General features: G+C 71.1%; 7 protein-coding genes and 1 pseudogene. 5 read left to right on the forward strand and 3 right to left on the reverse strand.

The window, feature by feature from the left end; genetic code table 11:
• Positions 1–3: 3 nt before the first annotated feature.
• A pseudogene (locus tag ACZ7M3_RS25855) lies at positions 4–1,825 on the forward strand (bifunctional metallophosphatase/5'-nucleotidase).
• A gap of 101 nt (positions 1,826–1,926) precedes the next feature.
• On the opposite strand, the gene ACZ7M3_RS25860 reads toward ACZ7M3_RS25855, so the two are convergent.
• The 3 genes from ACZ7M3_RS25860 to ACZ7M3_RS25870 all read right to left on the reverse strand — a co-directional run bounded on the left by ACZ7M3_RS25860 (position 1,927) and on the right by ACZ7M3_RS25870 (position 5,019).
• Positions 1,927–2,577 carry a hypothetical protein gene (locus ACZ7M3_RS25860; RefSeq protein WP_472065896.1) on the reverse strand — a complete coding sequence of 217 codons (651 nt, stop codon included), beginning with the start codon at positions 2,575–2,577 and terminating at the stop codon, positions 1,927–1,929.
• Between the two features lie 158 nt (positions 2,578–2,735).
• On the reverse strand, positions 2,736–3,431 hold the full coding sequence (locus ACZ7M3_RS25865; RefSeq protein ID WP_261688416.1) for a GntR family transcriptional regulator: 696 nt from the start codon (positions 3,429–3,431) through the stop codon (positions 2,736–2,738).
• Positions 3,432–3,663: 232 nt separating this feature from the next.
• Positions 3,664–5,019: an aspartate aminotransferase family protein gene (locus ACZ7M3_RS25870; protein WP_452965764.1), complete on the reverse strand. Its 1,356-nt coding sequence runs from the start codon at positions 5,017–5,019 to the stop codon at positions 3,664–3,666.
• Positions 5,020–5,197: 178 nt separating this feature from the next.
• Here ACZ7M3_RS25870 and ACZ7M3_RS25875 point away from each other — a divergent pair, with 178 nt between their 5' ends.
• The 4 genes from ACZ7M3_RS25875 to ACZ7M3_RS25890 all read left to right on the forward strand — a co-directional run bounded on the left by ACZ7M3_RS25875 (position 5,198) and on the right by ACZ7M3_RS25890 (position 9,998).
• Positions 5,198–5,860, forward strand: coding sequence for a type 1 glutamine amidotransferase family protein (locus ACZ7M3_RS25875; RefSeq protein ID WP_472065898.1), 663 nt, complete (start codon positions 5,198–5,200; stop codon positions 5,858–5,860).
• Positions 5,857–6,345, forward strand: a complete 489-nt coding sequence (locus ACZ7M3_RS25880; protein ID WP_472065900.1) for a MarR family winged helix-turn-helix transcriptional regulator — start codon at positions 5,857–5,859, stop codon at positions 6,343–6,345. The genes ACZ7M3_RS25875 and ACZ7M3_RS25880 overlap by 4 nt, the downstream gene beginning before the upstream one ends.
• A gap of 84 nt (positions 6,346–6,429) precedes the next feature.
• Positions 6,430–8,355 (forward strand): serine/threonine-protein kinase, encoded by a 1,926-nt coding sequence (locus tag ACZ7M3_RS25885; protein ID WP_472065902.1) that lies wholly within the window; start codon positions 6,430–6,432, stop codon positions 8,353–8,355.
• Between the two features lie 110 nt (positions 8,356–8,465).
• Entirely contained in the window at positions 8,466–9,998 is a 1,533-nt protein-coding gene (locus ACZ7M3_RS25890) for a substrate-binding domain-containing protein (protein ID WP_472065904.1), read from the forward strand.
• Positions 9,999–10,142 lie beyond the last annotated feature (144 nt).

Below are 10,142 nucleotides of genomic sequence, written 5' to 3' on the forward strand. Positions count from 1 at the left end.
CGTATGCCCGTCAATCCCATGAACCGCCGGGAGTTCGTGAAGAAGTCGGCCGTCACCGGGGCGGCCGTCACGGTCGCGGGGGCTGTCGCCGCGACCCCGGCCCAGGCCCGGACCGTGGACCACAAGCCCGAAAAGGCGCCCCGTACCTGGTCGTTCTCCATCCTGGGCACCACCGACCTGCACAGTCACGTCTTCGACTGGGACTACTACACGGACGCGGCGTACAAGGACAGCAAGGGCAACTCCGTGGGCGTCGCCCGCGTCGCCACCCTCATCAAGCAGCAGCGCGCCGCCAAGGGCGAGAAGCACGTCCTGCTCGTCGACGCCGGCGACATCATCCAGGGCACCTCGCTGGCGTACTACTACGCCCGCGTGGACCCGATCGTGCCCGCCACCGGCAAGCACGGCCCCAAGCATCCGATGGCCGTAGCCATGAACGCCATGCGCTACGACGCCGCCGCCCTCGGCAACCACGAGTTCAACTACGGCATCGAGACCCTGCGCAAGTTCGAGAAGCAGTGTCACTTCCCGCTGCTCGGCGCCAACGCGCTGGACGCCAAGACGCTGCGTCCGGCCTTCCAGCCGTACACCGTGAAGCGCATCTGTGTCCCCGGCGCCCCGGACATCAAGGTCGGCATCCTCGGCCTCACCAACCCGGGCATCGCCCTGTGGGACAAGGACAACGTCTCCGGGAAGATGGCGTTCACCGGGCTCGTCGAGCAGGCGAAGAAGTACGTCCCGCGGATGCGGGCCCTCGGCTGCGACGTCGTGTTCCTCACCGACCACTCGGGCCTGGACGGCAGTTCGTCGTACGGCAGTGAGCTGCCGTACGTCGAGAATGCCTCGAACCTCGTCGCCCAGCAGGCCCGGCATCGACGCGATCCTCGTCGGTCACACGCACGTCGAGGTCTCGTCGTACACGGTGAAGAACGAGGAGACCGGCAAGGACGTCGTCCTCTCCGAGCCGTACTGCTGGGGCATGCGCCTGACCGTCTTCGACTTCGAGCTCGAACTCCACCACGGCCAGTGGGAGGTGACGAGCACCAAGGCGCAGACCCTCAACAGCAACACGGTCGAGGAGGACCCGGAGATCACCAGGCTCCTCAAGGCCGACCACGACCTGGTGGTGAAGTACGTCAACACTCCGGTGGGCACCTGCACCGTGGACCTCTCCGCGGCCGAGGCCTGCTGGAAGGACGTCCCGGTGATGGACTTCATCCACCAGGTCCAGATGGCGACGGTGGCCTCCGGCCTGTCCACCGCCGACGCCGCCCTCCCCCTGATCTCCGTCGCCGCGCCCTTCAGCCGCACCGCCGACATCCCGGCGGGCAACGTCACCATCCGCGACGTGGCCGGGCTCTACATCTACGACAACACCCTGTACGGCAAGAAGCTCACGGGCGCCCAGCTCAAGGACTACCTGGAGTACGCGGCGAAGTACTACCACCAGTTCGCGTCCGGCACGAAGGTGGACACGGCCACCCTCACCAACGCCAACAACTTCTGGGACTACATGTACGACACCGCCGCCGGGGTCGAGTACGACATCGACATCGCGCAGGCCGAGGGCTCCCGCATCAAGAACCTCACCTACAAGGGCGTGGCGGTCGCCGACGACCAGGTCTTCGTCGTCGCCGTCAACAACTACCGCGCCAACGGCGGCAGCGGCTACCCGCACATCGCGGCCGCCGACATCGCGTACAGCTCCACCAACGAGATCCGCCAGCTGATGATCGACTATGTCACGTCCAAGGGCACCCTCGACCCGGCCGACTTCGCGGTCACCAACTGGAAGCTGACACAGGACGGGACGCCGGTGTTCTGAGCCGTAGCGCCCTCTTTCTCCTGAGGCCGGGGCCGCCGACCGGATCACCCGGCCGACGGCCCCCATCCTCATCCCCAGGCCCTGTCCGGCCGGCGTGTGCCTCAGCTGAAGATGATCATCGACCCTTGGGCGAGGCTGCGGGTCGCCGCCGCGTGCAGGCCGAGCCACACATGCCGCTCGCGCGCGAACGGACTCGCGTCGTACGGGGCGGGCGCGGCCGGTTCCTCCAGCTCCGTGGGAGTCATGGGCGGCTGCGGGGCGGCCGGCGGGTTCGCCGGGTCGATACCGATCGACGGGGCGACGAACTCCAGCTCGCGCAGCAGCGTCTGGGAGGAGCCCAGGGGGCCGCCCCCGGCGAGGAGTTCGTCATTGGCGAGCGGGTGCGGGAAGTCGACCGGGACGTACGCGCCCGCGTGGTCGTAGTGCCACACGAGGTGCGACTGCTGGACGTTCGTCTCGAACATCTCCAGCAACTGCTCGTAGTCGCCACCCAGTTCGTCCACCGGGGTCACCGCGAGGCCGCACATCTGGAGCAGATACGCCCGGCGCAGGAAGTGCAGCGCGTCGTAGTCGAATCCGGCGACCGGGGCCACGTCGCCGGAAAGCCCCGGCATGTACGCGTACACCGGGACCGGCGGAAGTCCGGCCTCGCCCAGCGCTTTGTCGTAGAGCGCCAGTTCCTCGGCGAAGGGATTGTCGGGGGTGTGGCACAACACGTCGACGAGCGGGACCAGCCACAGGTCACATGCCAACAGACGGCTCCTCTAGCTCCTTGGGAAGCACGGTGGTCAGGGAAGCGTAATGGGTGGGACCCGTCCTCGGTCCCCCTCGTGCGGATCCCATACCCACACCCCGAGCGCCCACCTGTCGCACCGACGCACAGGCCTCCCGCCACGATCTCACGTCGCGCTCATCCGGCGGCCAGGCGCTCGAGGAGGGCGAGGGAGTGCTCGTTGTACGCGGCGACGATCGCGTGCGCCGCGCCCGGGTCGCGGCGGGCCAGCGCGTCCACGAGCTCCGTGTGGCCCGCCCACAGGTGGCCCTTCAGATCCTCCACCCGGCGCAGGTGCTGCACCGTGCACACCCAGGACTGGACGCGCAGGCGGTGCAGGAAGTCGGCGAGGTAGGCGTTGCCGAACAGGGCGCTCAGCTCGCGCCAGAAGCGCAGGTCGTAGCCGATGAGGATGTTCAGGACGCCGGCCGTCGCGGCGCGCTGGGCCTCCTCGCCGCGGCGGCGGACCCCGGCGAGGGCGGCGAGGGTGCGCGGATCGTCGGCCTGCGCCATGCCTGACACGAGGAGACTCCGGAACATCCCGTCGGTGACGAGACTCCGGGCCTCGATCATGCCGCGGTAGTCGTCGAGCGAGTACTCGTGCACGCGGAAGCCGCGGTGCTGGTCCGCCTCCAGGAGGCCCTGGGCCGACAGATCGACGAGGGCCTCGCGGACGGGGGTCGCGGAGACGCCGTACTGCTCGGCGATCTCCTTCACCGTGAACGCCTGCCCGGGCCGGAGCCGGCCTGCCAGCACCTCGTCGCGGAGCGCGTCCGCGAGCTGCTGCCGCAGGGTGCTACGGGTTACGGCGCCGTTGCCGCCGGTGCCGGGCATGGTCTCTCGCTCCCTCATCGCGTACGGGTGCACGTGCGTGCGCTTCTCTACAAGCACGGTCACCTTACGCGGACGCGAGCCTTTCAGGGGCCGGAGAAGACGGGTCCCAGCCCCGCCCCAGGGGCGCGGCGCATGCGGGGCGAAGCCCCGCCCCAAGGGGCGCGGGGAACTGCGCGCCCAGCCCCCACCCACCCGCAGCCGCCCCACACGCCCCGCACGCCCCCCCCACGCGTCACACGGTGTATTCGTCCGCCACCGACAACGCCTCGTCCAGCACCGCGAGCCCCTCCTTCGCCTCCCCCTCGGAGACATTGCACGGCGGCACCACATGAGTCCGGTTCATGTTGATGAACGGCCACAGCCCTCGCGCCTTCGCCGCCGCCCCGAACGCGACCATCGGCCCATTGGCCTCACCGGCGGCGTTGTACGGCACCAGCGGCTCCCGGGTCTCCCGGTCCTTGACCAGCTCCAGCGCCCAGAACACCCCCGTACCGCGCACCTCACCCACGCTGGGATGCCGTGCGGCCAGCTCCCGCAGCCCGGGCCCGAGCACCGTCTCCCCGATGCGCGCGGCCTGCTCGACGATGCCCTCCTCCTCCATCACGTTGATGGTGGCGACGGCGGCGGCACAGGCCAGCGGATGCCCGGAGTACGTGAGCCCACCGGGGTAGGGCCGCCGGGCGAAGGTCTCCGCGATCGCCGAGGAGATCGCGACGCCGCCGAGCGGAACGTAGCCCGAGTTCACGCCCTTCGCGAAGGTCATGAGGTCCGGCGTCACGTCGTAGTGGTCCGCCGCGAACCACTTCCCCGTACGCCCGAACCCCGCCATGACCTCGTCCAGGACGAAGACGATCCCGTACTGGTCGCAGAGCGCCCGCACCCCGGCGAGATAGCCCGGCGGCGGCGTCATGATCCCCGCCGTTCCCGGAATCGTCTCGAGGATGATGGCCGCGACGGTCCCGGGCCCCTCGAAGGCGATCGTGTCCTCCAGGTGCTGAAGCGCCCGCTCGCACTCCTGCTGCTCACTGTCGGAGTGGAACGGGGAGCGGTAGAGGAACGGCGCCCAGAAGTGGACGACGCCCGCCGCGCCGCTGTCGTTCGGCCAGCGCCGCGGGTCACCGGTGAGGTTGATCGCGGTGGACGTGGCCCCGTGGTACGAGCGGTACGCGGAGAGCACCTTCGGACGCCCGGTGTGCAGCCGGGCCATCCGCGTGGCGTTCTCGACGGCCTCCGCGCCACCGTTGGTGAAGAAGATCTTGTCCAGGTCGCCCGGGGTCCGCTCGGCGATCAGCCGGGCGGCCTCCGAACGGGCCTCCACGGCGAAGGCGGGCGCGAACGTGGACAGGGTCGCGGCCTGTTCCTGGATCGCGGCGACGACCTTCGGGTGCTGGTAGCCGATGTTGGTGAAGACGAGCCCGCTGGTGAAGTCCAGATACCGCTTGCCTTCGTAGTCCCAGAAGTACGACCCCTCCGCGCCGGCGACGGCGAGCGGGTCGATGAGCTCCTGAGCGGACCAGGAGTGGAACACGTGCGCGCGGTCCGCGGCCTTCACGGCGGCGCCGACCTGGGGGTTGGGCTGAGGGGTCATGCGCCGAAGCGTAAATGTCCCCGGAGGGGGCGCGACATCGGCGTCCTGTCTGTGACCGGGGGCTTTCCACGACAGTCTGTCGGGCTTGGCCGCCGACAACGGCTCATTGACAGCATCCTGTCGAAATGACAGCATGCTGACGTAGTGCACCGTCATGGTCTACGCGAGGAGAGAAGCGATGAGCGCGACGAACGGCCACGGCAGTCCCGTCCACCTCGCCGTCTACGACACCTACGCCGACTGGGAGACCGGTCACACCACCGCGTATCTGGCCCGCGCCGGCCGCGAGATCCGGACCGTCGGCCCCACCCGGGAGCCGGTGACGACGATCGGCGGTCTCCGGATCCAGCCCGACCTCGCGCTCGACGAACTCCGCCCCGAGGACAGTTCCCTGCTGATCCTCACCGGCGCCGACCTCTGGACCGAGACATCAGCCGCTACCGCGGCGGGCTCCGACGACCTCGCCCCCTTCGCCCGTAAGGCCCGCGCCTTCCTCGACGCGGGCGTGCCGGTGGCCGCGATCTGCGGGGCGACGGCCGGGCTCGCCCGCGAGGGACTCCTCGACGACCGGGACCACACCAGCGCCGTGTCCTTCTACCTCGCCGCCACCGGCTACCGGGGCGGCGGGCGGTACGTCGACACGGACGCCGTCACCGACGGCAACCTCGTCACCGCCGGACCGACCGAGCCCGTCGCCTTCGCCCGGGAGGTCCTGCGGCTCCTCGGGGTGTACGAGGGGGAGGTCCTGGACGCCTGGTACCGCCTGTTCCACGACTCCGACGCGTCCGCGTACGCCGTACTGGAGAAGGCCTCAGGGGCCGCCGGGGAGGCCGCCCGATGAGCCGGGAACGGCAGAACCTCCTCAGCCGCGCCGCCCTCGGCGTCTTCCGGCTCAACGGCCAGTTCCTCTCCGTGGCGGACGAACTGGCCCGCCCCGCGGGGCTGACCGCCGCCTGGTGGCAGGTACTGGGCGCGGTGCTCCCCGAGCCGCTCCCCGTCGCCGGGATCGCCCGCGCCATGGGCATCACCCGGCAGAGCGTGCAGCGCGTCGCCGACCTGCTGGTCGGCAAGGGCCTCGCCGAGTACCTGCCCAACCCCGCCCACCGCCGCGCCAAACTGCTCTCCCCGACCGCCGCCGGCCGCACCGCCGTCGCCGCGATCGGCCCCGGCCACGCGACCCTCGCCGACCGGTTGGCACGGGCGCTCGGGGAGGACGGCTTCGCCGAGACCGTACGGATCCTGGAGCGACTGTCGGCGGTTCTCGACGAGATCGACGGAGCCGCGACGGGCGTCACGAAAACGCCAGGTGCTGTTACTGAACCGTAGACACCGCCCCACCCACCTCCTGGTGGGGCCGCACTATCCTCGGCCTCGGGCGGTTGCACCGGCACGGGGGAGGGCGGCACGACGATGGAGAAGCTGGGGGCGGGGGAACCGCAGCAGATCGGGGCGTACCGACTGCTCGCGCGGCTCGGTGCCGGTGGCATGGGACGCGTCTATCTGGCCCGCTCCGACCGGGGCCGTACCGTCGCCGTGAAGCTGGTGCGCGAGGAACTCGCCGCGCAGGAGGAGTTCCGGGCCCGCTTCCGCCAGGAAGTGCTGGCCGCGCGCCGGGTCGGCGGCCTCTGGACCGCCCCCGTCCTCGACGCGGACACCGAGGCCGCCGTCCCGTGGGTCGCGACCGGATATGTCGCCGGACCCTCCCTCCAGACGGTCGTGGGCCACGACCACGGAGCGCTCCCGGAACGTTCCGTCCGCATCCTCGCGGCCGGACTCGCCCACGCCCTCAAGGACATCCACGCCGCCGGACTCATCCACCGCGACCTGAAGCCCTCCAACGTCCTCGTGACCATCGACGGCCCGCGCGTCATCGACTTCGGGATCGCGCGCGCCCTGGAGACCGTCACCGACGGCGGCCTCACCCGCACCGGCGCCCTCGTCGGCTCACCCGGATTCATGGCGCCCGAGCAGGTCCGCGGCGACCGCGTCACGCCCGCGTGCGACGTCTTCTGCCTGGGCTCGGTCCTCTCGTACGCCGCCACCGGCGCCCTGCCCTTCGGGGCGGCGAACAGCGGGGTGCACGCGATGATGTTCCGCATCGCACAGGAGGATCCCGACCTGGACGGCGTACCGGAGGGCCTCGCCGACCTCGTACGGCACTGTCTGCGCAAGGACCCCGCCGCCCGCCCCGGCCTCGACGAGATCCTGGAGCGCATCGGCGCGGAGGACACCGTCGTGGAAGGACGCTCCCGCGACCCGTGGCTGCCCAGCGCCCTGGTGGCCCAACTCGGACGGCACGCCGTGCGGTTGCTGGACACCGAGAACCCGGACGAGCGCCCCGCACCGGCTCCGGCGCCGCCCGCGCGCCAGGCCACCGCCCCCGCTCAGGAACCGGCCCCGGGATCCGCCCCGGCGGCCCTGGACCTGTCCAAGTCCACCCCCGCTCCCGAGGTCGCCCCGGAGCACACCGCCACCCCGCCCCCGCCGGGAGGACCGGCCTCGGCGGACCACCTCCCGACGCTGGTCGCGGGCGCCGACCAGACGGCCCCGCCGGCCGCACCGCCCGCCGCGCACCCGGCGTACGGCCATCCCCAGCAGCATCCCAGTCCCACGGGCCCGCCCGCGTACGGCTATCCGCAGGGCGGCTGGGGCGCGCCCGGCTCGTACGGCCCCACGCCGCCGTACGGACCGGGCATGCCCACCACGCCGTACGGCCCCGCGGGCGTCCCCGAGCCCGAGCCGCCGCGCCGAAGCGGCCGCTCCACCGCCGCCCTGATCGTCGTGGCGTTGGTCGTCGCGCTCGGCGCGGGCGGTTCCGTCTACGCGCTGATGCAGGGCGGCACGGCCAAGGGCACCGACGACGCGAAGGCGTCCTCGGCCGCGTCCACGAGCCCGACCTCCCCCGACTCGCCCCCGCCCTCCTCCTCCACTCCCTCCTCCTCCCCTTCCGATTCCCCCTCGCCCCGGACATCCCAGGGCGGCACGATCCCGGAGGGGTTCCTCGGCACCTGGGACGCCTCCATCGACAACGCGACGGGCCGCAACACCCGCCGACTGACCATCCAGCAGGGCGCGGTGGGCGACACGGTCCTCTCGCTCGTCGCGGACGGTCCGTCCGGCAGCAGCACCTACCACTGCGTCTTCCAGGCCGAACTGACCACCGCCCCCGGCGCCGGGGGTCCCCTGGTGATCGGCCCCTCCGAAGTCACCGGCGGCGCACCGATCTCCTCGTGCTCCCCGGGCGCCGCCTCCGAGATCACCCTTCTGCCCGACGGGCGGCTGCGCCGGGTGAACACGGGCTCGGGCGAGTCGTTGACTTACACGAAGAGTGGCTGACGACGCGTCAGTTCAGTTGAACGGCCGCTGAACTTCACCCGGCGTACGCCGGGTGTTCCCGCCTCGAGCCGTACGGTGACCGCACCTTGGGCTCGGGGGAGTGGCTCGCGATGGAGTGGCTGAGCGCGGAGAACGTTGTGGCCGTGGGGACCGCCGTGATCGGTGTCGTCGCCTCCGCGGTGATGGTCTGGTACGAACGCCGGGTGCCGCGGCGCAAGCGGATCGGCTACCGGGTGCAGATGGACAACCCGATAGGCGACGACGTGCGTTCGGGGCGCGCCAACGTACGGCTCGGGCTGTTCGACGAGACGCCGGGCATGACGGACGCCACCCTCGTGCTGCTGCGGATCGAGAACGACGGTTCGCAGAGCATCGCCGGTGACGACTACACGAGCCGTGAACGCCACGGTCTGACAGCGGTGTTCACCGACCGCACCATCCGCGGTGTGTCCGTCACCCAGCCGCCCGGCACCGAACACCTCATGGACCACTTCACCCCCGCCGCGGGGCTCAGTTACGAGGACGGCGTCCTGCGCATCCCGCGCGTCCCGCTCAACCGGGGCGAGCACTTCAAGCTCCTCGTGCTGCTGTCGGGCGGGGACGTGGGGCGCGAGATACGGCTGATCGGCGGGCTGCGGGACGGCGAGGTCAGCCCCAACCGCAGTACGACACCGGACGACCAGCCGCCCCTGTTCAGCCGTGCGGCCCGGCTGATCACCGTGCTGCTGACCGCGTGTGTCGTCACGCTCGCGCTGATCGTCGTGCTGCGGGACGACTCCCCGCCGCCGATCGGCTGCGAGAAGGGCACGCTCACCGTCACCGGCTCGACCGCCTTCGCGCCCGTGATGAGCGAGCTGGCGAAGAAGTACGAGCAGGACTGCGAGGGCGCCGACATCGTGGTCGACGCGCACGGGAGCACGGCCGGGGTGCGTGAACTCGGCGAGGCCGGCGCCAAGTCCTCGAAGGGCGCGCCGCCCGTCATCGCCCTCTCGGACGGGCCGAAGCCGAGCGGGTTCCCGCAACTGCGCGAGAACCGGGTCGCGGTCTCGGTCTTCGTCCTGGTCGTGAACGACGACCTGCCCGTGCGGAACCTGTCCCTCGCCGACGTACGCCGCCTCTACCGCGGCGAGATCAAGAACTGGAAGCAGCTCGGCGGCCCCGACCGTCCCGTGCTCCTCGTCAGCCGGGACGCCAACTCCGGTACCCGCCAGGTCTTTCAGCGCCGGGTTCTGGGGCGGGGCGAAATCGCCAACTCCTCCCTGGACTGCGTCCACAAGGACGACGCGACGGCGCCCGTGGTGCGGTGCGAACTCGACTCCACCGGGCAGGTGTTGAGTACCGTGGCCGGGTTGCCCGGGGCGATCGGCTACAGCGAGCTGAACCTCGCCACCGGATACAAGGGCCTGCACCAGCTCACCCTCGACGGACACGCCGCGTCCGTGGAGGACCTGGAACACGGCACGTCCGCCTACCCGTACCGGGAGATCGAGTACGCCTACACCTACGGCCAGCCGCCCGCCGACTCCCTCGCCTCCAGCTTCCTCACCTACATCAGCCGCGGCAACGGCCAGGACGTCATCCGCACCCACGGCCACCTCCCGTGCGGCACCCCGGTGGGCCTGAAAATCTGCGGCACCAACTGATCCTTCGACGGACGGGGGCTGCGCCCCGCATTCCCCACCCACCCGGTTCGTTTGGCTGTGGGGCCGGTGGGGGTTTGGCGCGCAGTTCCCCGCGCCCCTAAAGGGCGCTGGCGCGCATCTTTCAGCCTGTCCGGCGTTTGAGGA

The organism is Streptomyces sp. NPDC111656 (assembly GCF_055656965.1).

Coding starts and splice junctions, on each gene's coding strand:
- ACZ7M3_RS25865 (WP_261688416.1), bottom strand. CDS start 3,431: ATGCCCGGCACCGGCGGCAACGGCGCCGTAACCCGTAGCACCCTGCGG.
- ACZ7M3_RS25870 (WP_452965764.1), bottom strand. CDS start 5,019: ATGACCCCTCAGCCCAACCCCCAGGTCGGCGCCGCCGTGAAGGCCGCG.
- ACZ7M3_RS25875 (WP_472065898.1), top strand. CDS start 5,198: ATGAGCGCGACGAACGGCCACGGCAGTCCCGTCCACCTCGCCGTCTAC.
- ACZ7M3_RS25880 (WP_472065900.1), top strand. CDS start 5,857: ATGAGCCGGGAACGGCAGAACCTCCTCAGCCGCGCCGCCCTCGGCGTC.
- ACZ7M3_RS25885 (WP_472065902.1), top strand. CDS start 6,430: ATGGAGAAGCTGGGGGCGGGGGAACCGCAGCAGATCGGGGCGTACCGA.
- ACZ7M3_RS25890 (WP_472065904.1), top strand. CDS start 8,466: ATGGAGTGGCTGAGCGCGGAGAACGTTGTGGCCGTGGGGACCGCCGTG.